This is a genomic window from Chromobacterium sp. Ag138 (genome assembly GCF_055181315.1).
On record NZ_JBUPWA010000001.1, the window covers coordinates 4595419 to 4618858 of the forward strand.

Genomic DNA, 23440 nt, shown 5'->3' on the forward strand with positions numbered 1-23440 from the left:
GTACGAGAGGACCGGAGTGGACGAACCTCTGGTGTACCGGTTGTCACGCCAGTGGCATAGCCGGGTAGCTAAGTTCGGAAGAGATAACCGCTGAAAGCATCTAAGCGGGAAACTTGCCTGAAGATGAGACTTCCCTGGAGGCTTGACCTCCCTGAAGAGTCGTTCGAGACCAGGACGTTGATAGGTCGGGTGTGGAAGCGCTGTGAGGCGTGAAGCTAACCGATACTAATTGCTCGTGAGGCTTGATCCTATCATTTGAGTGGCTTAGCGAGGCTAAGTGACGAGAGTGGATGTGCGACGTACATCAAATACCGAATATATGCGGGCTGGTTGAATACCAGCCCAGGCTTCTTCAAGTTTGTGCCAGTTTATGTCTGGTGGCCTTAGCGAGGTGGTCCCACGCCTTCCCATCCCGAACAGGACCGTGAAACGCCTTAGCGCCGATGATAGTGTGGCATTCGCCATGTGAAAGTAGGACATCGCCAGATTCCCCATAAAAGCCCCAGGCCAGAGCCTGGGGCTTTTTGCGTTTTCGGCCCCGCCCAAGGCCGGGGTGAAATTTTTTGTCGCATCCTGCCGCTGTATATTAATCTGACCTATGAAATGCAGACAGTATTCGATTGCTATCAAGTCTGAAATGAGCGCTGGCTTCAGGCGCTCTTGGGGCGATAAATTGGGGAGGGTTGTGGGTAATATCTTGGCCTGATCATGCCCTGAGGGTGGAATCGCAAGTGATTTGATCCGCTTGGAAAGCCTTGCGCGGGCTGATTTTGATAGCGTTTAAGTGCTAAAGAATATTTTATATTGTCAAACAAAACCGTCATCTCTTGTATACAATAGACGGCTCACCCGGACGCGAGGCCGGGGCTGCAAACAATATCGGAGAAACCCATGCAATTCGAATCCTTTGCTCATCAGCAGTCCGCTCTGCGCGACGCCATCACCGCCGCTTACCGGCGCGATGAACGCGAATGCGTACAGGCGCTGTTGTCGCAGGCGGCGATGAGTCCCGAGCAGGTCGCATCAGTGCAAGATCTCGCGCGCCGGCTGGTGACCGAGGTCCGCCGCGAGCGCACTCGCTCCAGCGGCGTGGACGCGCTGATGCACGAGTTCTCGTTGGACAGCAGCGAAGGGATCGCCCTGATGTGTCTGGCGGAGGCGCTGCTGCGCATCCCTGACCGGGAAACGGCCGACAAGCTGATCCGCGACAAGATTTCCCGCGGCGACTGGAAGGCCCACCTGGGCAACAGTTCGTCGCTGTTCGTCAACGCCGCGGCCTGGGGCCTGCTGGTGACCGGCAAACTGGTTTCCTCGCACAGCGCCAATGGCCTGTCGGCCGCGATGACGCGCTTGATCGCCAAGGGCGGCGAGCCGCTGATCCGCAAGGGCGTCGACATGGCGATGCGCATGCTGGGCAAGCAGTTCGTCACCGGCGAAACGATTGAAGAGGCGCTGGCCAACGGCCGCGAGCGCGAAGCGCGCGGCTACCGTTTCAGCTACGACATGCTGGGCGAGGCGGCGATGACCGAGGCCGACGCCCAGCGTTACCTGAAGGACTACGTCACCGCCATCCACGCGATCGGCAAAGAATCGAACGGCCGCGGCATTTACGACGGCCCCGGCATCTCGGTGAAACTGTCCGCCATCCATCCGCGTTACAGCCGGCTGAAGCACGAGCGGATGATGGCCGAATTGCTGCCGCGGCTGAAGGCGCTGTTCCTGCTGGCCAAGCAGTACAACATCGGCCTGAACATCGACGCCGAAGAGGCGGACCGCCTGGAGATTTCGATGGACCTGGTCGAGGCGCTGGCCAACGATCCGGATCTGAACGGCTTCGAAGGCATCGGCATCGTGGTGCAGGCCTACCAGAAACGCTGTCCCTTCGTGATCGACTTCCTGATCGACCTCGCGCGCCGCACCGGCCATCGCTTCATGGTGCGGCTGGTGAAGGGCGCCTACTGGGATGCAGAAATCAAGCGCGCCCAGGTGGACGGCCTGCCGGGCTATCCGGTGTATACGCGCAAGGTGTACACCGACGTGTCCTACCTCGCCTGCGCCAAGAAGCTGCTGGCCGCCCAGGACGCGATCTATCCGCAGTTCGCCACTCACAATGCCTACAGCCTGGCGGCGGTCTACAACCTGGCCGCCGGCAAGGATTACGAATTCCAGTGCCTGCACGGCATGGGCGAGACCCTGTACGACCAGGTGGTGGGCAAGGACAAGCTGGGCAAGGCCTGCCGCATCTACGCGCCGGTGGGTTCGCATGAGACCCTGCTGGCCTACCTGGTGCGCCGTCTGCTGGAAAACGGCGCCAACTCGTCCTTCGTCAACCGCATCGTCGACGAAAGCGTGTCCCTTGACGAACTGGTGACCGATCCGGTGGCCGAAGCGGCCGCCTCCGCCGGCATGCCGCACAGCAAGATTCCGCTGCCGGAGTCGCTGTACGGCGACGGCCGCCGCAATTCCAAGGGTCTGGACCTGTCCAGCGAGCACGTGCTGGCCACGCTGCAACTGGGCCTGCAGACGTCGGAGCAGCAGCGTTGGGCGGCGTTCCCGATGCTGGGCGACGGCGATGTCACCGACGGCGAGCTGCTGGAAGTGCGCAATCCGGCCGATCATGGCGATGTGGTCGGCAAGGTGCTGGAAGCCACCGCCGCCGACGTGGATCGCGCGCTCGCGCAGTCGGCGGACATCGCCGCCGCCTGGGCCGCGACGCCGGTGGCCGAACGCGCCGCCAGCATCAAGCGCATGGCCGATCTGATGGAAGCGAATATGCCGGCGCTGATGGGCCTGGCGGTGCGCGAGGCAGGCAAGACCTTGAACAACGCCATCGCCGAAGTGCGCGAGGCGGTGGACTTCTGCCGCTATTACGCGGCGCAGATCGTGTCCGAGTTCGATAACGCCAGCCATCAGCCGCTGGGCCCGGTGGTGTGCATCAGCCCGTGGAACTTCCCGCTGGCCATCTTCATCGGCGAGGTCGTCGCATCTTTGGCCGCCGGCAACACCGTGCTGGCCAAGCCGGCCGAGCAAACCAGCCTGATCGCCGGCTACGCGATCCGCCTGCTGCACGAGGCCGGCATTCCGCGCGCCGCGCTGCAGTTCCTGCCGGGCCGCGGCGAGGTGGTCGGCGCCGCGCTGACCGGCGACGCGCGCATCCAGGGCGTGATCTTCACCGGCTCCACCGAAGTGGCGCAGATCATCAACCGCACGCTGGCCAAGCGCCATGACGATCCGGTGCTGGTGGCGGAAACCGGCGGCATGAACGCGATGATCGTCGACAGCTCGGCGCTGCCGGAACAGGTGGTCACCGACGTGCTGAGCTCGGCTTTCGATTCCGCCGGCCAGCGCTGTTCCGCGCTGCGCGTGCTGTATCTGCAGCATGACATCGCCGATAAGGTGGTCGCGATGATCAAGGGCGCGATGGACGAGCTGGAAGTCGGCAATCCGGCCAAGATCACCACCGACGTCGGCCCGGTGATCGACGCCGAAGCCCAGGCCGGCCTGCTGGCCCACATCGCCAGGATGAAGAACTCCGCCCGCGCGATGCACCAGACCAAGCTGTCCGCCGAGTGCGAGCAGGGCACTTTCGTCGCGCCGACGCTGTTCGAGATCGACAATCTGTCGGAGCTCAAGCGCGAGGTGTTCGGCCCGGTGCTGCATGTGCTGCGCTATGCCGCGTCGGATCTGGACAAGGTGGTGGCCGAGATCAACGCCACCGGCTATGGCCTGACCCACGGCATCCACAGCCGCATCGACGAAACCATCGCCGACATCTGCGGCAAGATCAAGGTGGGCAACATCTACGTCAACCGCAACATCGTCGGCGCGGTGGTGGGCGTGCAGCCGTTCGGCGGCGAGGGCAAGTCCGGTACCGGTCCCAAGGCCGGCGGCCCGTACTACCTGTACCGTCTGACCCGCGCCGCCTGGCAGCCCAAGCTGGCGGCCGCGCATCAGGCTGCCGATCTGTCCGCGCTGGATGCCTTGGCCGCCGCGGCCAAGGCGCAGGGCCTGGCTGTGGATGGCGTCATCGCCGCCGCGCGCAAGGAAAGCCCGCTGGCGCATAACGTAATCTTGCCGGGGCCGACCGGCGAGAACAATGTCTTGTCCTTCGCCGGCCGCGGCCGCATCGGCTGCGTCGCCGACGACGCGCAGGCGCTGGCCGAGCAATTGGCCGCCGCCTTCGCAGCGGGCAACCGCGCGGTAGTCGCCGATGGCGAACTGGGCCGTCGATTCGCCTCCGCCTTGAATGGTCATGTATCTGTTGTGGCCGATGTGCTGGAAGCGGACGTCGAGGCGGTGTTGTATGTCGGCGCCAAGGCCGAGGAGGCCCGGCGCGAGCTGGCCGCCCGCGACGGCGCGCTGGTTCCGCTGATCCTGCGCGGCGAAAATGGCTACAATGTGCATCGGCTGGTGGTGGAGCGCGCGCTCAGCGTCAATACCACGGCGGCAGGCGGCAATGCCAGCCTGATGAGCATGACCGAATGATCAACTTGCCAGCCTCTGGCCGCGTTGGAATAATGCGGCCAGAGTTTTTACTTTAAGAGCAAGACTGGGATCCGGCCCCAAGCCGGTTGTGTAGAAGCGCGAAGTTGAAGCAATAAGGAAGAGGAACGAAGAGATGCAAGTATCCAAGCTGTCCACCCTGACCCTGGCGGTTGCAGCCGCTGTCGCCCTGTCCGCCTGCGGCAAGAAGGAAGAAGCCGCGCCCGCGGCCGGCGCCTCCGCTCCGGCCCAGGCCAGCGCAGGCGGCGACGTGATCAAGATCGGCTTTGCCGCTCCGCTCACCGGCCCGCAATCGCACTACGGCGAGGAATACAAGAATGGCGTGACCCTGGCCATCGAAGACGCCAATGCCGCCAAGCCGACCATCGCCGGCAAGCTGGTGACCTTCGAGCTCAATGCCCAGGACGACCAGGCCGATCCGAAAACCGCCACCCAGCTGGCGCAGAAGTTCGTCGACGAGAAAGTCGCCGGCATCATCGGCCACTTCAACTCCGGCACCGCCATCCCGGCTTCCAAGATCTATTCCGACGCCGGCATCCCGATGATCGCGATGGCCACCTCGCCGGTGTTTACCTCGCAGGGCTTCAAGAACACCTTCCGCTCGATGACCTCCGACACCCAGCAGGGCAGCGTGATGGGCAAGTTCGCGGTTGAGAAGCTGCACGCGAAGAAGATCGTCATCGTCGACGACCGCACCGCTTACGGCCAGGGCCTGGCCGACGAGTTCGAGAAGGCTGCGCGCCCCGCCGGCGGCGACGTGGTGAAGCGCGAGTTCACCAACGACAAGGCCACCGACTTCACCGCCATCCTGACCTCGATCAAGGGCGCGAACCCGGACGTGGTGTTCTACGGCGGCGCCGACGCGCAGTCCGCTCCGATGGTCAAGCAGATGAAGCGCCTGGGCCTCAAGGCTCCGCTGATCTCCGGCGAAATGACCAAGACCCCGACCTTCCTGCAACTGGCGGGCAAGGAAGCCGACGGCACCATCGCCTCGCTGGCGGGCCTGCCGCTGGAGCAGATGCCGGGCGGCAAAGACTACGAAACCCGCTACAAGGCTCGCTTCAAGTCCGACGTGGCCACCTACTCGCCGTACGGCTACGATGCCACCCGCGCGCTGATCCAGGCGATGGAGCAAGCCAACTCGGCCGATCCGAAGGCCTACCTGCCGGTGCTGGCCAAGATCACCCACCAGGGCGTGACGTCCAGCAACTGGACCTATGACGACAAGGGCGATCTGAAGGATGGCGGCATCACCGTCTACAAGGTGCAGAACGGCCAGTGGACCGTGATGGAAACCGTGGGCGGCGGCGCGGCGGCCAAGGACGCTTCCGCAGCCAAGTAAGCGGATTCGCTTCACGGCAAACGGCGCGGATATCCGCGCCGTTTTTGTTTGCGCGGACAAGCGGCGAGCCGCGGGCTAATATCGTCAACGACACATTCAAAGGGAGAGGCGCATGAAACGGGCAAGCATGGAAACGCCGCCGCCATCGCCCTGCATCGGCGTATGCCGACTGGACGACAGCGGGCAGGTCTGCACCGGCTGCCGCCGCACGCTGGACGAGATCGCCGGCTGGTCCAGCTACGACAAGGAGCGGAAGGAGCAAGTGTGGCGGCGGCTGTTGGCCCTGCCGCTGCCGGTGCAGGCCAAGACCTGTCCGCAATGCGGCAATGGCTTCACTTGCGGCGCGGGCGGAGAGAGCGGCGGCTGCTGGTGCGCCGATCTGCCGTTGGAACTGTCGCCGAGCGGCGCGGACAGCGACTGCCTGTGCCCGGTCTGCTTGCAGAGGCGGCTGATATCCGGCAGCTGACACAAGCGCCATGCGGCGCTTTCTTTGGCTGATGCCGGCTGCGCTCTCCGTCTTTTTGCGGCGTAGCGTGTCGTTTGGACTTGCCATGGACGCCGGGCGCGGATTTAAATGCCATTGTGCTTGATGCGATGTTTCAGAATGGCATGATCGACTGATCGCAACGGAGATTCCACCATGAGCGCAAGCGGAGCAGGAAGCGGCGCGGCTTGGCCGCCCAGCTTGGAGGCGGCGTTGGATGACAGGCTGGCGATGCTGAGGCGGCAAATACGGGAGCGGGCGCAGGAGATTGCCAGCGCCCAGTCCGGCGGCGACCCGGCCGTGGCCGGGATGGACGTCAGCGCGCTGGGCCAGGCGGTGGACGAGCTGCTGCAAGGGCGCTCGGTGGCGGAGCGGCCCGGCTTATTTGATCTGTTTCCCCCTTTTACCTGCGTATGCGCGCTGCTGTGCCTGGCTTTCGCCGGCTTCGGCCTGTTGTTTCCGCTGTTCGCCGATTCGGTGGCCGGCGCCGGCAAGGGCTCGGCGCTGGTGGCCGGTTTCCTGGACATCGCCAAGATCTTCGCCGGCGCGATCGTCGGCTTCACTTCTTCCGTCGTGCTTTCGGCGACGCGCGCGCGCCGTTCCGGCTGATTTCGCTTGGGAAAGATTATGCCTTATCAAGTGTTGGTTTCGGGCGAGCATCGCGCGCTGGAGTGGCGTGGTGAGTTGAGCGACGCGTCCCAGGCCGTGGAGCTGGTTTCCGCCTGCATCGGCGAAGGCTGCGAACGCTTGCTGATTTCGCATGAGGTTTTGCCGGCGGCTTTTTTCCAGCTGAGCAGCCGGTTCGCCGGCGAATTCCTGCAGAAGCTGCAGAATTATCGGATGCAGACCGCGGTGGTGATAGAGGCGGAGCGAGACTATGGCGAGCGCTTCGGCGAATACCTGCGCGAAGCGAGGCGCGGGCGTTTCTCGCGGCTGTTTCTGAGCCGGGAGGAGGCGTTGGACTGGCTGGCGGCAGGCTGAGCAGGCTGGCGCGGACGCACGCTTGGCCGATGGCTGATTCGAGAGGGCGCGGCGCTGGTCTGGCGCGTGCGGCATCCGGCCGAATCTTATAACTTGATGCCGCTCCCGGGCGGCGCGGCAGGCATGGAGGCGGGATGCTGGAACGGGATGTGGTGCGCAGCAAGACGGAGGGCGGCATCGCGCGGCTGGAGCTGAACCGGCCGGACTGTCTGAACGCGATGAACCGCCAGTTGCTGCGGCAGCTGCTGGCCGCGCTGGAGTGGGCGGCGGCCGACGACGCGGTGAGGGCGGTGATCATCACCGGCCATGGCCGGGTGTTTTCCGCGGGGGCCGACATCCGCTACCTGAACCGGGCGCCGGCGGCTGAGGTGCGCGAGCTGGCCAGACTGGCGGTGGCGGTCACCGGCCTGATCGAGACGCTGGGCAAGCCGGTGCTGGCCGCGATCAACGGCGACGCGCTGGGGGGCGGCCTGGAGATCGCCGAGGCATGCGCTTTGCGGGTGGCGGCCTCGCACGCGCGCTTCGGCCATCCGGAAGTGAAGATAGGCGCGGTGGCCGGTTTCGGCGGCACCACCCGCTTGCCCAGGCTGATCGGCAAGGGCAGGGCGGCGGAGATGCTGCTGACCGGCAGGCTGATAGACGCAGACGAAGCGTACCGGCTGGGCCTGGTCAACCGGGTGGCGGCGGCCGAAGCGCTGATGGCCGAGTCGGAGGCGCTGCTGGGCGAGGTGCTGGCCCAATCGCCGCTGGCGGTGAGGTTGAGCTGGGAGGCGATGCATCGCGGCCTGTCCTTGTCCGAGGACGAATCGGCGCGGCTGGGCGCAGACTACTTCGGCCTGGCGGCGCAGAGCGAGGACTTCCGCATCGGCACCCGCGCGTTTCTGGACAAACGGCCGCCCAAGTTCAAGGGGCGCTGAGGAGGCGATCATGAAGCCGCGCATCACCTTGCTGACGCTGGGCGTCGACGATCTGGAACGCTCGCTGGCGTTTTACCGCGACGGGCTGGGATTGGCGAGCGAGGGCATCGTCGGCGCCGAGTTCGAGCACGGCGCTGTCGCTTTTTTCGAGCTGGAAGGCGGGCTGAGGCTGGCGCTGTTTCCGCGGGATAGCCTGGCGCGAGACGCCGGCCTGCCATTGCAGCCGGCCAGCGCCACCGAGTTGACGATAGGCCACAACGTCGCTTCCCGCGCGGAGGTGGACGCGGTAATGGCGCAGGCCAGGCAAGCGGGCGCGGCCATCGTCAAGCCGGCCCAGGACACGTTCTGGGGTGGTTACGCCGGTTATTTCCAGGACCCGGACGGCCATTTGTGGGAAGTGGCGTGGAATCCGCAGTGGGACGTGCCGGCGTGACGGCCGCTTAGCGCCAGCGCATGATTTCAGGCTTCCGGCCAACGCTCGTCGTAGACCAGATCGGCCAGGTTCTGCCGCCGCGCCCAGTTTTCCTGTTCCAGCATCGGTTTCTGGTAAAAAGCCTCGACGTGGCCGATGCACAGGATCGCCACCGGCCGCGCGCCGGCGGGCATCGCCAGCAGAGAGGCGAGCTTGGCTGGGTCGAAGATGGACACCCAGCCCAGGCCCAGGCCCTCGGCGCGGGCGGCCAGCCACATGTTCTGGATCGCGCAGGCTACCGAAGCCAGGTCCATCTCCGGCAGCGTGCGGCGGCCGAACACGTGCCGCTCGCGGCCGTCCATCAGCGCCGCCACCAGCACTTCGCCGCAATCCAGCAGGCCTTCCACCTTCAGCTTCATGAATTCTTCTTCGCGCTCGCCCAGCGCGCGGGCGGTCTGGATGCGCTCTTCCTCCACCAGCGCGTGCAGGCGATGGCGCAAATCCATGTCGCGGATGCGGATGAAGCGCCATGGCTGCATGAAGCCGACGCTGGGCGCGCAGTGGGCGGCGGCCAGCAGCCGCTGCAGGGTGTCGGGATCGACCGGGTCCGATTTGAAGTGGCGCATGTCGCGGCGTTCGCGGATGGCGCGGTAGACGGCGTCGATGTCGGATTGCGGGTAACGGCTCATTTCAGGAACAACCTTGCTGCGGCGATCGGGTTTGAAGGGAAATAGGCGTGGAAATAGCTGGCCAGCAGGCTGCCGCGGCGGTACAGCGCCTCGCCGGTTCCCGCGCCGCTGGCGCGCGCGGCGCGGGCAATCGGCGCCAGCGCCGTTTCCAGCCGGGTGTAGTGGAAGGTATGGCCGCGCAGCGCGCCGCCGGGAAAGTCCATCTGCTGCAGGCCTAGCCCGCATAGCCGCTCTTGCAGCCTGGCGTGGCCGGGCAGCAGCCCTAGCATCGCCGCGCTGTCGCCGTTGCGATTGCTCAGCCTGTCCAGCAGGTAGAGCATGCCGCCGCATTCGGCGTACAGCGGCTTGCCGGCCTCAATGTGCGCATGCAGCGCCGCTTTCAGCGCCGTGTTGGCGGACAGCGCGCCCAGATGCAGCTCCGGGTAGCCGCCGGGCAGATAGACGGCGTCGCAGTCGGGCAGCGCGATGTCGGCCAGCGGCGAGAAGAAGGCCAGCTCGGCGCCCAGTTGGACCAGCGTTTCCAGATTGGCCGGATAGACGAAGGCGAAGGCCGCGTCGCGGGCGATGGCGATGCGCTTGCCGGCCAGTAGTTGTGGCCACTCGACCTGTTTCACGGCGGGAAACGCCGCTGGCGGCGGTAGTTCGGCCAGCGCGGTGGCGGCGATCTGCGACGCCGCGTGGTCGAGGCGGTCGTCCAGATCGGCGATCTCCTGCGCCTGCACCAGGCCCAGGTGGCGTTCCGGCAGCCGCGCCGCCTCGTCGCGGCGCAGCGCGGCCAGCAGCGGCAGATGGGCGGGCAACTGCTCGGCCAGCATCTCGGCGTGGCGCGCGCTGGCGACGTGGTTGGCGACGAAGCCGTGGAAGGCCAGGCCGGGGCGGAAGCTGGCCAGTCCGTGGGCGACGGCGGCGAAGGTCTGCGCCATGCCAGCGGCGTCTATCACCGCCGCCAGCGGCACGCCGAGCAGGGCGGCCAGATCGGCGCTGCTGGGCGTGCCGTCGAACAGGCCCATGCTGCCCTCGATCAGGATCAGGTCGGCGTCGGCGGCGGCTTGATGCAGCCGGGCGCGGCAGTCGTCCTCGCCGTTCATCCACAGGTCCAGGCCATAGACGGTGTGGCCGCTGGCCCGCTCGAGAATATAGGGATCGAGGAAATCCGGTCCGGTCTTGAACACCCGCACCCGGCGGCCCTGATTGCGGTGATGGCGGGCCAGCGCCGCCGTCACCGTGGTTTTGCCCTGGTGCGAGGCGGGGGCGGTCAGAAACAGCGCCGGGCAGGACCGCGGCGTCATCAGAACTCCACCCCGCGCTGCGCCTTGATGCCTTGCTCGCGGTACGGGTGCTTGACCAGCCGCATTTCGGTGACCAGGTCGGCGGCTTCCAGCAAGGCTTCAGGCGCGTGGCGGCCGGTGACCACCACGTGCTGCATCGCCGGGCGGGCGGCGAAGGCGGCCAGCACCTCGTCCAGCGGCAGGTATTCGTATTTCAGCACCACGTTCAATTCGTCGAGGATCACCATGTCGTAATCGTCGCTTGCCAGCATCGCCAGCGCCTGCTCCCAGCCCTTGCGCGCGGTGGCGATGTCGGCCTCGCGGTCCTGGGTGTTCCAGGTATAGCCTTCGCCCATGGTGTAAAAATCGCAATTGTCGAAGCCGCCCAGCAGATCGCGCTCGGCGGTGTGCAGCGCGCCCTTGATGAACTGCACCACGCCCAGGCGCATGCCGTGGCCGACGGCGCGCAGGCCCATGCCGAAGGCGGCGCTGCTCTTGCCCTTGCCGGTGCCGGTGTTGACGATGAGCAGGCCCTTCTCGCCGGTGGCGGCGGCCTTTTTCTTCTCGAAGCCCGCCTTGCGCTTCTCGGTCATGCGCTGGTGGGAGGCCGGATCGGTTTTCATAGTGTCGTCCTTGTGTGGGGCGCGCGCCGTCAGCGGCGCAGCAGCCAGATGAAGAAGGCGCCGCCGACGGCGGCGGTGCCGACGCCGACCGGGATGTCTTCCGGCGCGATCAGCGTGCGCGCAGCGGCGTCCACCCAGATCAGGAACAGCGCGCCCAACAGCGCGCAGGCCGGCAGCAGCCGGCGGTGGTCGGCGCCGACGCAGCGGCGGGCGATGTGCGGAATCATCAGGCCGACGAAGCCTATCGCGCCGCTGACCGCCACCATGGTGCCGGTCAGCAGCGACGACGCGGCGAACACCGCCAGCCGAAGCCGGGTCACGCGTATACCCAGCGTGACCGCGGTCTGCTCGCCTGCCATCAGCGCGTTCAATGGCCGCGCCACCGCCAGCAGCGCGACGAGGCCCAGGCACAGCGCGGCCAGCGGCGCCGGCAGCAGCTCCCAGCGCGCCTGGCCCAGGCCGCCCAGCATCCAGAACAGCACCGCCGAGGCCGAGCGGTGATCGCCCAGGTAGAGCATCAGATTGGCCAGCGCCATCAGCAGGAAGGACACGGCCACGCCGGCCAGCAGCAGCCGTTCGGCCTGCAAGCGGCGCTGGCGCACGGCGATGCCGGTGACCAGCAGGGTGGCCAGCAAGGCGCCGGCGAAGGCGGCCAGCGGCAGGGTGGCGCCGCCCAGCACATTGCCGCTGAACAGCAATACCGTCACCGCGCCCAGCGTGGCCCCGGAACTGACGCCCAGTAGGTGGGGGTCGGCCAGCTGGTTGCGGGTGGTGGCCTGCAGCGCCGCGCCCACCAGCGCCAGGCCGGCGCCGACCATGCCGCCCAGCAGCACGCGCGGCAGCCGCAGCTGCCAGATGATCAGGTCCTGGCCCGGCTGCCAGGCCGGCGCCACCGGCAGGCCCAGCTGGTGCAGCAGCACGTTGGAGCTGACGGCGAACTCCACCGGCGCGGCGCCGAGACCGGAAGCCAGCGGCAGCGACAGCGCGAGCAGGGCCAGCAAGGCGCCCAGCAGCGGCCAGGCCGGCGGACGGTTGACGGCGGCGCGGATCACTTGGCGAAGGCCTCCGGGTGCAGGCCGCGCGCCAGCGTCGCCACCGCGTCGGCGTTGGCGATGCCGGGCGTCGCGCTGTCGTAGGGCAGCACGATGAAGCGCTTGTCGCGCACCGCCGCGATCTTGTTCAGCGCCGGGTGTTTCTGCAGGAAGGCGATCTTCTGCTGCGCGGTGACCTTGCCGTAATCGATGATCACGATGGCCTGCGGATTGCGCGCCACCACGGTTTCCCAGTCGACGCGCGTCCAGCTGGCGTTGACGTCGGCGAGGATGTTGCGGCCGCCGGCGGCGCGGATCAGCGCGTCTGGCATCGCCAGCCGGCCGGCGCTGAAGGGGCGGTCCTCGCCGCTGTCGTAGACGAAGACCGACGGCGTGGCCTTGCGCTTGGCGACGCGGGCGGAGACGCCGTCCACCTTGGCGCGCATGTCGGCCACCACTTTTTGCGCGCGCGGCTCGACGTCGAAGATGCGGCCGAGGTTGCCTATGTCGCGGTAGACGTCGTCCAGGCTGGCCGCCGGGCGCTTCATCACGTGGGCGCAGGATTCGCTGAGTTCGTAGACCTGGATGCCCAAGGGCGCCAGCGAGGCCGGCGTCACCGGGCCGCCGACGCGCAGGCCGTAGTTCCAGCCGGCGAAGAAGAAGTCGGCGTTGCGGGCCAGCAGCGCCTCCGACGACGGATAGTCGCCGGCCAGCTCCGGCAACGAGCCCAGCGCCTGCTTCAGCGGCGCGTTCAGCTTGTTCCAGGCGCTGATGCCGGTGTAGCCGGCCATGCGGTTCTGCAGGCCCAGCGCCACCATCATCTCGGTGAGGTTGATGTCGTGGCTGACGGCGCGCTGCGGGGCGCGCTGGAAGGTGACCTTGCGGTTGCAGCTGTCCACGGTAAGCGGGTAGCGGGTGGCGTGGACTTGGGCCGACAGCAGCGCGGCCAGGCCGCAGGCGATGAGCAAAGGCGGGTTCAGTTTCATGCGTTTTCTTCTTCCAACAGGGTGATGCGGGGATGGCCGGCTTGCGGGTGGCGGTCAACCAGCGCGCGCACGCCGAACACTTCGGCCAGCAGCGCCGGCGTCAGCACCGCTTCCGGCGCGCCGCTGGCGACGACGCGGCCGGCCTTCAGCGCGTACAGCCGGTGGCAGAAGGCGGCGGCCAGGTTCAGGTCGTGCAGGGTGGCGACGGCGGCGATGCCCAGCCGGCGCACCAGGCGCAGCAGCGACAATTGGTGGCGCAGGTCCAGGTGGTTGGTCGGCTCGTCCAGGATCAGCAGCTCCGGCTTCTGGGCCAGCGCCCGCGCCAGCAGCGCGCGCTGCTTCTCGCCGCCGGACAGGGTGGCGAAAGGCTGGTGTTGCTGCGCCGCCAGTCCCACCTGGTCCAGCGCGTCGTCGACGATGGCGTGGTCGGCGGCGCTGCCGCCGCGCAGCAGCGACTGGTGCGGAATGCGGCCCATATCGGCCACCTCGCGCACGGTCAGGCCGAAGTCCTCCGGAAGTTCCTGCAGCACCACCGCGACGCGGCGGGCGAAAGAGGCGGCGGATTGGCCCCAGATGTCGGCGCCGTCGAGTTTGGCTTCGCCGGCCAGCGGCTTGTTGAAGCGGAAGGCGCAGCGCAGCGTGCTGGTCTTGCCGCTGCCGTTGGGGCCGATGACGCCGACGAATTCGCCGGGCCGAACGGTCAGCGCGATGTCGCGCAGCAGCCTGGCCTCAGGCGCTGTTGCGGCGTCGGGCGACCAGTCCAGGCCGCATAGTTCCAATGCGCTCACCGGCTAGCTCCAGTGCGCGCCGGTGATGTCGCGCAGCAAGGCCACCACGCGCGGGCGGCTGGGGTGGTAGCCGATGAACACCAGCTGCGCCTGGCGCGGCGCGGCCAGCGCTTCGTCGCGGCTGAGCTCGATGCGGTTGCGCACGCCCTGGGCCAGCAGGCGGCCGGGGCCGTCGGCGCAGGCGGCGAAGCCCTTGATGCGCAGCAGCGGCTCCTCGCGGGCGATGGCTTCCAGCGCGGCGGCCAGTTTGTCGGCATGCTGCGCTTCCTTGCTGCGGATCATGAACGATTGCCAGCCCGGGTCCTGCTCGTGGAAATGCTTGTGGGTGGCCAGGCCGTGGCTGTGCGCGGCCTGGCCGCCGTGGCTGTGGCCGTCCAGCAAGGCCTGGTTGGCCAGCGGCCGCATCGCCAGCCCCGGCATGCTGGCCACCGGGCCGTAATGGCGGTGCGCGGCCGGCGAGGCCTCGTGCAGATGCAGGCCCAGCGTCAGCCGGGTGTCCAGCTTGGCCTCATAGGCCAGTTCGATGAAGCGGATCGACGGCGCTTGCTTGCGCACGGCTTCTTCCGCCGCCAGCAGCTGGTCGGCGGACAGCGCGTCTATCTTGTTCAGCACCACGATGTCGGCGTGGCCCAGCTGCTGGTCGAACAGCTCCGCCACCGCGTCGGTCTTGCCGCCGTCTCCGGCCGGCGCGAAATGGCCGGCCAGCAGCAGCGGGGTGTCGACCACCGCCAGCGTGGCGTCCAGCACGAAATAGGGCGCCAGCGCCTCGCTTTGCAGCTGCGCCATCACCGCGCTGGGCAGCGCGAGGCCGGAGGTTTCGATCAGCACGTGGTCGATCTGCTGGCGGCGTTGCCACAGCGCCAGCATGGTGGGCAGGAAGTCGGCGTCGTCGTCGTAGGCGACCAGGCCGTTGGCCAAGTCGTGGATTTCCACGCCGCCGGCGTCGGCGTCGCGCAGCAGGCCGCCGTCTATCGATACTTCGCCAAACTCGTTGACCAGAATGGCCAGCCGGCGCTGCTTGTTGTTCTCCAGCAGCTTGGACAGCAGCGTGGTCTTGCCGGCGCCGAGGAAGCCGGTCAGCACGGTGACGGGAAGGCGCGGCGCGCTCATGCCTGGCCTCCCTGCGGCAGGGCCGCCAGCAGCGAGGCGAAGTCGCTGAAGGCCTGCGGATAATCCAGCTGCGGCCGGTCGATGACGATGAACGGTATGTCCAGCGCGGCGGCGGCCGCGGCCTTGGCGTCGAAGCCGCCGGCCTCGCCGCCGTCCTTGCTGATCACGCAGTCGATTCCCCAGTCGCGCCACAGCGCCTCGTTGGCGGCTTGCGAGAACGGGCCCTGCATCGCGCAGATGCGCGAACGCGGGAGACCCAGGTCCAGCGCCCGCTGCAAATGCTGCGGGTCAGGTGCCAGCCGCACGAACCATTGATGCTTCTGCTCCGCGTCGGCGGCGAGGAAGCGGTGCAGCTCCTTGCTGCCGGTGGCGAGGAAGATGCGACTGCCCTTCGCCATCGCCAGTTTGGCGGCGGCATCGCTGTCGGCGCAGCGGATGACCGGATGCGCGCTGCCGCTCGCCGGCCGTTCGTAGCGCAGATAGGGCAGGGCCAGTTCCTCGGCCAGAGCCATCAGCTGCTGCGACATCTCGCTGGCATAGGGGTGGGTGGCGTCGACAATGGCCGAAGCCTGGCTGCCGGACAGCAGCTCACGGCGGCGCTCCACGCCCAGGCGGCCGCTGACGGTGGCGACGCCGGGCACGGCCTGCTGCGCCTGTTCGTTGCCGTAGTCGCTGGCGCTGCTGACCACCACCGCGCGGCCGGTTTCAGCGATGGCGCGCGACAGCGCGTTGCCGTCGCTGGTGCCGGAGAACACCCAGGCGGCGCCGGCGGGCAGCGCGTCGGCCTTCACCGTGTCGCTGCTGTTGTCCCAGTTGAAGTAGCCGCGCGGGGTGAACATCCACTCGCGCTTGCGGCGGGTGAAGCGGTTGCCGATGACGATGCTGGTCAGCATGTCGAAGCGGCGGGTCCGCAGCTCGGCCAGCGTGACGATCTCCACCGCCTGGTCCTCGCGGTAGGCGTTGCGGACGATGCCGCACAGCGTCTCCGGTTTTTTATGCTCCAGCATGATGTCCAGGATGCGGTACACGCCTTCCTGGCGCTGGCGGCTTTGCACGTTGTAGAACACCACCGCCAGGTCGGCCTGGGCGATGTGGCGGGCGCGGGTTTCGATCCACTCCCACGGGCACAGCAGGTCGGACAGGCTCAGCGTGGCGAAGTCATGCGACAGCGGCGCGCCGAGCAGCGATGCGCAGGAATTGGCGGAGGTGATGCCGGGGATCAGCTGCACGTCGAACACATCGTCCTCGCGCATGTCTTCGTAGGCCAGCGTGGCCATCGCGTAGACGCCGATGTCGCCGCTGGACAGCAGGGCCACGGTCTTGCCGGCGCGGGCTTCTTCCAGCGCCAGCTGCGCGCGTTCGCGCTCCTGGGTCAGCGGCAGGGTGCGGATGTCTTTGCCGGCGATCCAGGCTTGCACCCAGGTCAGGTAGAGGTCGTAGGAGACGATCACGTCGCTCGCGGCCAGCGCCTGGCGGGCGAGGTCGGGGATCAGCTCGGCGCGGCCGGGGCCGACCGAGACGAGGTAGAGTTTGCCGGTCATGGTTCTGTTCTCTTGATTTTGCATTCTGTAATTGTTTTGGCGCTGGTGATGTGTGGTTCCGCCCAGCGGGCGGGTAAGGGGGCTGCGCGACCAGCCCCTACGCTGAGCGAATCAAAGATTCGCACGCTTACAACCCAGGCCGCCCCTGCGCCGCGCGAATTCCCGGTGAAAATCAGGCTGGCAAGGCGCTGCCGAACTCCATGCGTGCAAATCTCTGATTTGCTCAGCGGCAACGCGCTAGCGTCGCGCGGCTCAAACAAGCGGCAGCTTAAAACCTTGCCAAGCATGTTTGCTCCGGCGGGGATGAAGGGGGAGTGGATGGCGTCGAAGTCATTTGGGCCTGCGTATTTAAAAGGCGCTGTCTTCGACAATGGCCACCGTCACCCCATCCACAGCCGTCTTGGGCACGATCAGCCGCCCCCGCGGGCTGGCGATCAGCGCGCACGGCTCGCACACGCCGTCCACGCCGACGTTCCGCCGCACCCAGTCCGACGGCGCGCTGGTCCAGCCGCGGGCGGCGACGTCTTCGCGGGCGATGACCCGCAGCGGCAGCGCGTGGCGGGCGCAGAATGCCAACAGGCCTTCTTCGTCGGCCTTCAGGTCTATCGTCGCCGCTTCGCGCACGTCGGTCAGCGGCCGGCCGGCCAGGGCTTGCAGCACGGCTTGTTCGATGGCTTCGGCGCTTTTGCCGCGGCGGCAGCCGATGCCCAGCGTCAGCGGCTTCACTGCTTCGGTGGCGGTGGTGACGGCCGGGATGGCACCGGTCAGCCGCGCCGCTTGGTAGGCAAGGTCATTCGCTCCGCCTTCGTGGCCGGACAACAGCGGGATGGCGAAGCGGGCGGCTTCGTCCATCACCACCACCGCCGGGTCGCTGTACTTGCTTTGCGGCAGGCCGTCCAGATAGCGGACGGCGATGCCGCTGGCCATCACCAACACCCAGTGGCTGTGCGCATGGAAGGCGGCGCGGAATTGCTCGCGGCCGCTTATGCCGGGCTCTAGCCACGGCTGGTACAGCCGGGCGTCCAGCTCCGATGCCAGTTTCTGTCCCAAGGGCAGCGCCTCGGCGCGCACCAGCCACACGGCGCGGCTCATGCCTGGTTTTCTTTCTGCAGGCTGGCCCGCTTGGTCTTGCGGTCGTCGCCGTCGCGGAAGATGTGGGTGAAGCTGGCCGCGTACAGGCTGGATTCGACGCCGCCTTCGCGCGACAGCGCTTCGCCGACCAACAGCAGCGTGGTCAGCAGCCAGTCTTTCTGCTTCACCTCGGACAGCATCTTGCCCAGCGTGCTGCGGTGGACGGACTGGTCCGGCCAGCTGGCGCGGCGCACCAGCGCCACCGGGGTGTGGGGCGGGTAGTGCAGCGCCAGGTCGGCGACGGTCTGCTTCAGCCGCTGGCCGGACAGGAAGATGCACATCGTCGCGCGGTGGGCGGCGAAACTGGCGATGGATTCGGTCTCCGGCACCGCGCTGGCGCGGCCGCTGGTGCGGGTAAGGATGATGGATTGCGACACCTCGGGCCGGGTCAGTTCGCTGCCCAGCGCGGCGGCGGCGGCGGTGAACGAGGACACGCCGGGGACGACTTCATAAGCTATGTCAAGCGCTTCCAGCCGGCGCATCTGCTCATTGGTGGCGCCGTAGATCGCCGGGTCGCCGGAGTGCAGCCGCGCCACGTCCTTGTCCTCGGCCTGGGCGCGGCGGTACAGCGCTTCCTGCTGGTCCAGGTTCAGCTCGGCGGTGTCGTGGATTTCGGCGTCCGGACGGCAGTGGCTGAGCATCTCGGCCGGCACCAGCGAGCCGGCGTACAGCACCATGGGGGCGGCGGCCAACAGGCGGCTGCCGCGCAGCGTGATCAGATCGGCGGCGCCGGGGCCGGCGCCGATGAAATACACTTTCATGAATGGCGTCTTTCTCTGGCTGTTTTGCGGATCAGCATGGTGGCGAGGTAGCCGCTGGCGTCGGCCGTCAATTGCGAGGCGTCGGCGCACAGCACTTCGCCGGGCAGGCCGATGCGGCGGGCGAAGGCGCACAGCTGAGCGATGCCCATCTGGTTAAGCAGCGCCAGCACGTCGGGCAGCCGCTTGCCTATCTTCATCAGCACCACGATGTCGTGGCTGTCGATATCGGCTTGCAGCTCGGCCATGTCGTCGGGGCAGGGCAGGATCAGGATGCGTTCCTTGCCTTCGCCCAGCGGCCAGGACAGCGCCGACGCGGTGGCGGCGAAGCTGGTGACGCCGGGAAAGGTCTGCGTCTCCAGCTGCGGCAGCATTTCGCGCAGCGCCGCCAGCAGGTAGCCGTAAGTGGAGTAGGTCATCGAATCGCCTATGGTCAGGTAGGCGACGTTCCGGCCGGTTTCCAATTCGGCGGCCAGTCGCTCGGCCAGCGCGCCGTAATGGCGCGACAGCGCGCCGCGGTCCGGATTCATCTCGAACTCGATTTCGCGAAAGCGGCTCTCATCCAATTCCAGCCCGGCCAGGCACTGGCGGGCGACGGACGTGTCGCTGGAGGTGGCGCGCGGCAGGTAGACGATGTCGGCCTGGCGCAAGGCGGCCAGCGCCGCCACCGGAATCAGCCCGGCCGGGCCCGGCCCGACGCCTATGCCTATCAGCGTGCCCAGCTTCATGCGGCTTCTCCCAGCGGCGTGCCGTCCATGCTAAAGAGGCGCACCGCCACTTGCCGCACGCTGGGCACCTTGGTGGCCATCCGCGCGGCGGTGCGGCGTTCTATTTCCATCCAGTAGCCGCGGGCGTCCGGCTGGCTGCTCATGATCTGCACTACGTTCTCCACGGTATTCGCTTGTTTGATTTGCGCCACCAGGCCGGGCGCATAGCCCAGGTCGGCGGCGACACCGGCGACGGCGTCCATCGCCATGCCGCTCTTGCCGGAGTGGGTGTCCCACACGCCGTCCAGCAGCTTGGCGATCTTGCCCGGGTGGCCCAGCACCCACAGCGTGTCCAGGATGCGGCCCTGCTCGATCAGCACCGACTCGGCGAAGTCCAGCGAGTCGCCGACGAAGTTGGCGATCTGGACGACCTGTTTCTTGGCCAGCCCCAGCGTGTCGGCGGCGTAGCCGCGGCCTATCTTGCCGGGGGTGAAGGCGATGGCCGGCGGCAACTCGCCCAGCGCCACCCGCACATAGACCTCGATCGATGCGATCCACGCCGCCTGCGACATCGGCTCGACGATGCCGCTGGTGCCCAATATCGAGATGCCGCCGACGATGCCCAGCATCGGGTTGAAGGTGCGCTTGGCGATCTTGTCGCCGTCGACGCAGCCTATCGCCAGGTCAAAGCCGGGGTCGGGCCGGCCGGCCAGCGCTTCCTCCACCGCCATCCGCATCATCTGGCGCGGCACCGGGTTGATCGCCGGCTCGCCGGGCGGGATGCGCAGGCCGGGCTGGGTGACCATGCCGACGCCGGGCGCGGCCAGGAAGCGCAGCGCGCCGCTGCCGTTCACTTTCACCTCGGCGAAGATCGTCGCGCCGTCGGTGTTGTCCGGGTCGTCGCCGGCGTACTTCAGCACTTCGGCGCGCACGGTGTTTTCGTCCAGCCAGGCCACGCTTTGCACCGGCACCGCTAGGTAGAAGTCCGGGTCAGGCAGGCTGATGAAGACCTCGTCGGCGTCCACGCCGTCCAGCAACAGCATCAGCGCCGCCTTGACGGCGGCGGTGGCGCAACTGCCGGTGGTGCGGCCGCGGCGCATGCCGTTGGGCGCGGGGGCGGCGAGGTCGTAAGGCTGGCGCACCGGGTTCACTCTTCCCGTTGCTGCTGCTGATGGACGTGTTCGATCGCGTCTATCATCAGCGCGTTGACCACGGTGGCCGCCCACGGCGAGCCGCCGCGGGTGCCGCGGTTGGTGATGCGCGGCACTTGCAGCAGCGCGCGCAGCTCCTCCTTGCATTCGCGGGTGCCGACGAAGCCCACCGGCAGGCCGACCACCAGTTGCGGCCGCCAGCCGTGCTCGCGCACCAGCCGCACCACTTCGCGGATCGCGGTCGGCGCGTCGCCTATCGCCACCACGCAGTCGTTGCCGAACTTCTGCCAGGCGCGGCGGATGCCGGCGGCGGAGCGGGTAAGGCCGCTGGCCTCGGCCAGCAGCCGGGTTTCCTCGTCGTGCACGCCGCACCAGGTTTCCACTTCCAGCTGGCGCAGCACTTCGCGCTTGAGGCCGGTTTCCACCATGGTGACGTCGGTGACCACGCGGCGGCAGCGCAGCAGCGCGCGCATGCCGGTTTCGCAAGCGCCGGGCGAGAAGAACAGGTCGTCCACGCTGTTGAAGTCGCCGGTGGTGTGCACCAGCCGCATCAGCGCGGTGCGCTGCTCGGCCGGGAAGGCCGACCAGTCGCGGCCTTCGGCTATGATGCGCATGCTTTCCGCCTCGATCGGATGCGGGGCGTAGCGCTTCCAGGCCGGCGGCTGATTGGCGGCAGGCTCGCGTTCCAGCAGGCCGCGCACCTTGCCGTGGTGGCCGCGCTGCGGCTCGCCCACCTGCTGCTCGAAGCCGACGATCTGCACCCGGTACTTGCACAGCGCGCAGTTCATCGCGGCGCGGCCTTCCACGCCTTCCTGCGCCCGTTCCAGGAACACCTCGGCCACTTGGGCGTCCGGGCCCAGGTAGCCGGCGCTCAGCACCTCGATCTCCGGATGGCGCGCCGCCAGGTCGGCCGCCGCGCCGTAGATGCGCTTGACCAGCACGCCGTCGAACAGGAAGTAGGGCAGCACCACGATGCGGCGGTAGCCCAGCATGGCGGCGGCGCGCAGGCCATCGGCCACCAGGGGCTTGGCGGTGCCGGAATAGCAGACGAAGGAGGCGGCGAAGCCCAGGCCTTCCTCCAGCATGCGCGCGAGCTTGGAGATTTCGGAATTGGCGTCCGGGTCCGAGGTGCCGCGGCCGACGACGACCAGACAGGCGTCGTTGCGCGAGATGGTCTGCGGCGAGGCGGCCTCGGACTCGACGATGCGCTGGCGGCACAGCGCCAACAGCCGCGGATGCAGGTCCAGCGCCGCGCCGAAGTGAAAGTCGACGCCCGGATGGGCTTGCCGCAGCGCCAACAGCTCGCTGGGCATGTCGTTCTTGGCGTGGGTGGCGGCCAACAGCACGCCGGGCACCATCACCACGGTCTTGGCGCCGGCGGCCAGCACCTGCTCCACCGCCTCGTCTATGGTCGGGCGGGCGAATTCCAGAAAACCGTGGGCGATTGGGCGGTCGCCGGCGCGCGCCTTCAGCGCGTCCACCAGCTGCATGAACTCGTTCACCCCGTCCGGGTCGCGGCTGCCGTGGCCGGCGAGCACGATGGCGTAGTCTTGCGGGCTCATTTGTGGGTCGGCTCGATCTGGCTGTCCATCGGCGCGAGCGTGCGGATCAGCATGATGCTCATGTCGGAGAAGCGCTGCTCTGCGCACTCGGCCAGCGTGCCGCGCCATTCCGCCTCGTTGCGGGTCAGGTTTTCCCACACTTCCACCCGCTGGCCGGCCGGGATGCCGTTTTCCAGCAGGTAGGCGGCGATGTGCCAGGGCATGAAGGAGCGCGCCTCGTCCCACGGGCAGGGGATCACGATGGCGTTGCGGCCGTCCTGCAGCACATGCACCAGATGGCGCTTGAACGGGGTCAGGTCGCCGCGGCGGTGGAAGGTGATGAAGCTGGTTTCGTCGAAGCACACCTTGCCGCGCGAGGCCAGGATCTGCGCCGAGGAGATGCCCGGTATCGTTTCCACCGGGTGGCCGCAGGCGCGCTCCACCCGCTCCAGGTACTGGAAGCCGCTGAAATGGATGTCGCCCATGAACACCACCACGCACTTCTTGCCGGCGCGGTGGCGCTCGGCGACGATGTCCAGCTGGGCCACCTGGTCGCGGTAGCCCATCTGGATCACTTCGGCGCTGTCCGGGATAAGCGGGCGGACCACGTCCACCACCGCGTTGAAGCCGGCCACCACGTCGGCCTCGCGTATCAGTTGGGCCGAGCGCTGCGGCAGGTAGCCGATGTCGCCGGGGCCGGCGCCTATGCAGATGATCATGCGTATTCCTTCGTTATGTCGTTGGCGGCGGACGGGCTACAGGACGCCAGCGCCACCGTCGGTCCGATGACGATCAGCGCCGGGCTGTGGATGCCGGCCGCGCTCATGTCTTGTTCCAGCGCGTCCAGCGTGCTCAGCACCTGGCGTTGCTGCGGCAGCGTGCCGTTTTCTATCGCCGCCGCCGGGGTGTCGGGTTTCAGGCCGTGGCGCAGCAGCTCGGCGCGGATCAAGGGCAGCCGCTTGACGCCCATATAGATCACCAGCGTCATGCCGCTTTGCGCCAGCGCCTGCCAATTGGGCTCGTCGCCGTCCTGGTGCGGGTGGCCGGAGACGAAGGTCACGCCGTGGACGAAATGGCGGTGGGTCAGCGGGATGCCCAGCGTGGCCGGCACCGCCAGGCCGGCGCTGAGGCCGTTGACGATTTCCACCTCGACGCCGGCCGCTTGCAGCGTCAGCATTTCCTCGCCGCCGCGGCCGAAGACGAAGGGGTCGCCGCCCTTGAGGCGCGCCACCGTCCTGCCGGCGCGGGCTTCGTCTATCATGCGCTGCTCGATGGCCGCCTGCGGCGTCGACGGGCAGCCGCCGCGCTTGCCGACCGGTACGATCTCGGCGTCCGGCCGCAGCAGGGTGCGAATGTCCGGATGCACCAGATCGTCCACCAGCGCCACGTCGGCCAGCTTTAGGCAGCGCGCGGCCTTCAGCGTGAGCATGTCCAGGTCGCCGGGGCCGGCGCCTATCAGGTAAACCTTGCCCGTCAT

21 protein-coding genes, 1 rRNA gene, 1 pseudogene and 1 other annotated feature are annotated in these 23440 nt (G+C 67.7%); of the genes and pseudogenes, 8 read left to right on the forward strand and 15 right to left on the reverse strand.

Features of this window, described 5'->3' with window-relative positions; all coding sequences use genetic code 11:
- Positions 1 to 237 (forward strand) — a sequence feature (23S ribosomal RNA rRNA prediction is too short).
- Positions 238 to 373: 136 nt separating this feature from the next.
- The 8 genes from rrf (at position 374) to ACY3GB_RS21445 (ending at position 8660) form a co-directional block, all read left to right on the forward strand.
- Positions 374 to 488, forward strand: a 5S ribosomal RNA gene (gene rrf, locus ACY3GB_RS21410).
- Positions 489 to 891: 403 nt separating this feature from the next.
- Positions 892 to 4485 carry a trifunctional transcriptional regulator/proline dehydrogenase/L-glutamate gamma-semialdehyde dehydrogenase gene (gene putA / locus ACY3GB_RS21415; RefSeq protein WP_463090507.1) on the forward strand — a complete coding sequence of 1198 codons (3594 nt, stop codon included), beginning with the start codon at positions 892 to 894 and terminating at the stop codon, positions 4483 to 4485.
- A gap of 133 nt (positions 4486 to 4618) precedes the next feature.
- Positions 4619 to 5845, forward strand: coding sequence for a branched-chain amino acid ABC transporter substrate-binding protein (locus ACY3GB_RS21420; RefSeq protein WP_463090509.1), 1227 nt, complete (start codon positions 4619 to 4621; stop codon positions 5843 to 5845).
- A gap of 112 nt (positions 5846 to 5957) precedes the next feature.
- Positions 5958 to 6311: a cysteine-rich CWC family protein gene (locus ACY3GB_RS21425; protein ID WP_463090510.1), complete on the forward strand. Its 354-nt coding sequence runs from the start codon at positions 5958 to 5960 to the stop codon at positions 6309 to 6311.
- Positions 6312 to 6485: 174 nt separating this feature from the next.
- Positions 6486 to 6938, forward strand: a complete 453-nt coding sequence (locus tag ACY3GB_RS21430; protein WP_463090511.1) for a hypothetical protein — start codon at positions 6486 to 6488, stop codon at positions 6936 to 6938.
- Between the two features lie 18 nt (positions 6939 to 6956).
- Positions 6957 to 7310, forward strand: a complete 354-nt coding sequence (locus tag ACY3GB_RS21435; RefSeq protein ID WP_463090512.1) for a DUF4180 domain-containing protein — start codon at positions 6957 to 6959, stop codon at positions 7308 to 7310.
- Positions 7311 to 7444: 134 nt separating this feature from the next.
- On the forward strand, positions 7445 to 8227 hold the full coding sequence (locus tag ACY3GB_RS21440; protein WP_463090513.1) for an enoyl-CoA hydratase/isomerase family protein: 783 nt from the start codon (positions 7445 to 7447) through the stop codon (positions 8225 to 8227).
- Positions 8228 to 8237: 10 nt separating this feature from the next.
- Positions 8238 to 8660, forward strand: a complete 423-nt coding sequence (locus ACY3GB_RS21445) for a VOC family protein (RefSeq protein WP_463090514.1) — start codon at positions 8238 to 8240, stop codon at positions 8658 to 8660.
- A 26-nt stretch (positions 8661 to 8686) separates the two neighbouring features.
- On the opposite strand, the gene bluB is transcribed toward ACY3GB_RS21445, so the two are convergent.
- From bluB to cobA, 15 genes and pseudogenes are all read right to left on the reverse strand, one after another.
- Complete coding sequence (bluB, locus tag ACY3GB_RS21450; RefSeq protein WP_463090515.1) at positions 8687 to 9328, reverse strand: 5,6-dimethylbenzimidazole synthase; 642 nt, start codon at positions 9326 to 9328, stop codon at positions 8687 to 8689.
- Positions 9325 to 10617 (reverse strand): cobyrinate a,c-diamide synthase, encoded by a 1293-nt coding sequence (locus ACY3GB_RS21455; RefSeq protein WP_463090516.1) that lies wholly within the window; start codon positions 10615 to 10617, stop codon positions 9325 to 9327. The genes bluB and ACY3GB_RS21455 overlap by 4 nt, the downstream gene beginning before the upstream one ends.
- A complete protein-coding gene (cobO, locus tag ACY3GB_RS21460; protein WP_463090517.1) occupies positions 10617 to 11219 on the reverse strand; it encodes a cob(I)yrinic acid a,c-diamide adenosyltransferase in 603 nt (200 codons plus the stop codon). Before cobO ends, ACY3GB_RS21455 begins: the two co-directional genes overlap by 1 nt.
- A 29-nt stretch (positions 11220 to 11248) precedes the next feature.
- Positions 11249 to 12271, reverse strand: a complete 1023-nt coding sequence (locus tag ACY3GB_RS21465) for a FecCD family ABC transporter permease (RefSeq protein WP_463090518.1) — start codon at positions 12269 to 12271, stop codon at positions 11249 to 11251.
- Complete coding sequence (locus tag ACY3GB_RS21470) at positions 12268 to 13236, reverse strand: ABC transporter substrate-binding protein (protein WP_463090519.1); 969 nt, start codon at positions 13234 to 13236, stop codon at positions 12268 to 12270. The genes ACY3GB_RS21465 and ACY3GB_RS21470 overlap by 4 nt, the downstream gene beginning before the upstream one ends.
- A gap of 254 nt (positions 13237 to 13490) precedes the next feature.
- Positions 13491 to 14024, reverse strand: a pseudogene (locus tag ACY3GB_RS21475) (ABC transporter ATP-binding protein); the annotation flags it as partial.
- 3 nt (positions 14025 to 14027) lie between these two features.
- Positions 14028 to 15134: a CobW family GTP-binding protein gene (locus ACY3GB_RS21480; protein WP_463090520.1), complete on the reverse strand. Its 1107-nt coding sequence runs from the start codon at positions 15132 to 15134 to the stop codon at positions 14028 to 14030.
- Complete coding sequence (gene cobJ / locus ACY3GB_RS21485) at positions 15131 to 16675, reverse strand: precorrin-3B C(17)-methyltransferase (RefSeq protein ID WP_463090521.1); 1545 nt, start codon at positions 16673 to 16675, stop codon at positions 15131 to 15133. Before cobJ ends, ACY3GB_RS21480 begins: the two co-directional genes overlap by 4 nt.
- Before the next feature lie 348 nt (positions 16676 to 17023).
- On the reverse strand, positions 17024 to 17767 hold the full coding sequence (locus ACY3GB_RS21490) for a cobalamin biosynthesis protein (RefSeq protein ID WP_463090522.1): 744 nt from the start codon (positions 17765 to 17767) through the stop codon (positions 17024 to 17026).
- The gene (gene cobM / locus ACY3GB_RS21495) at positions 17764 to 18567 is read right to left on the reverse strand and encodes a precorrin-4 C(11)-methyltransferase (protein ID WP_463090523.1); all 804 of its coding nucleotides are present in this window, start codon (positions 18565 to 18567) and stop codon (positions 17764 to 17766) included. Before cobM ends, ACY3GB_RS21490 begins: the two co-directional genes overlap by 4 nt.
- Positions 18564 to 19292 carry a precorrin-2 C(20)-methyltransferase gene (gene cobI / locus ACY3GB_RS21500; protein ID WP_463090524.1) on the reverse strand — a complete coding sequence of 243 codons (729 nt, stop codon included), beginning with the start codon at positions 19290 to 19292 and terminating at the stop codon, positions 18564 to 18566. The genes cobM and cobI overlap by 4 nt, the downstream gene beginning before the upstream one ends.
- Complete coding sequence (cbiD, locus tag ACY3GB_RS21505; RefSeq protein WP_463090525.1) at positions 19289 to 20413, reverse strand: cobalt-precorrin-5B (C(1))-methyltransferase CbiD; 1125 nt, start codon at positions 20411 to 20413, stop codon at positions 19289 to 19291. Before cbiD ends, cobI begins: the two co-directional genes overlap by 4 nt.
- Before the next feature lie 5 nt (positions 20414 to 20418).
- Positions 20419 to 21984, reverse strand: a complete 1566-nt coding sequence (locus ACY3GB_RS21510; protein WP_463090526.1) for a precorrin-8X methylmutase — start codon at positions 21982 to 21984, stop codon at positions 20419 to 20421.
- Positions 21981 to 22682, reverse strand: coding sequence for a cobalt-precorrin-7 (C(5))-methyltransferase (locus ACY3GB_RS21515; RefSeq protein ID WP_463090527.1), 702 nt, complete (start codon positions 22680 to 22682; stop codon positions 21981 to 21983). The genes ACY3GB_RS21510 and ACY3GB_RS21515 overlap by 4 nt, the downstream gene beginning before the upstream one ends.
- A complete protein-coding gene (gene cobA / locus ACY3GB_RS21520; protein ID WP_463090528.1) occupies positions 22679 to 23440 on the reverse strand; it encodes a uroporphyrinogen-III C-methyltransferase in 762 nt (253 codons plus the stop codon). Before cobA ends, ACY3GB_RS21515 begins: the two co-directional genes overlap by 4 nt.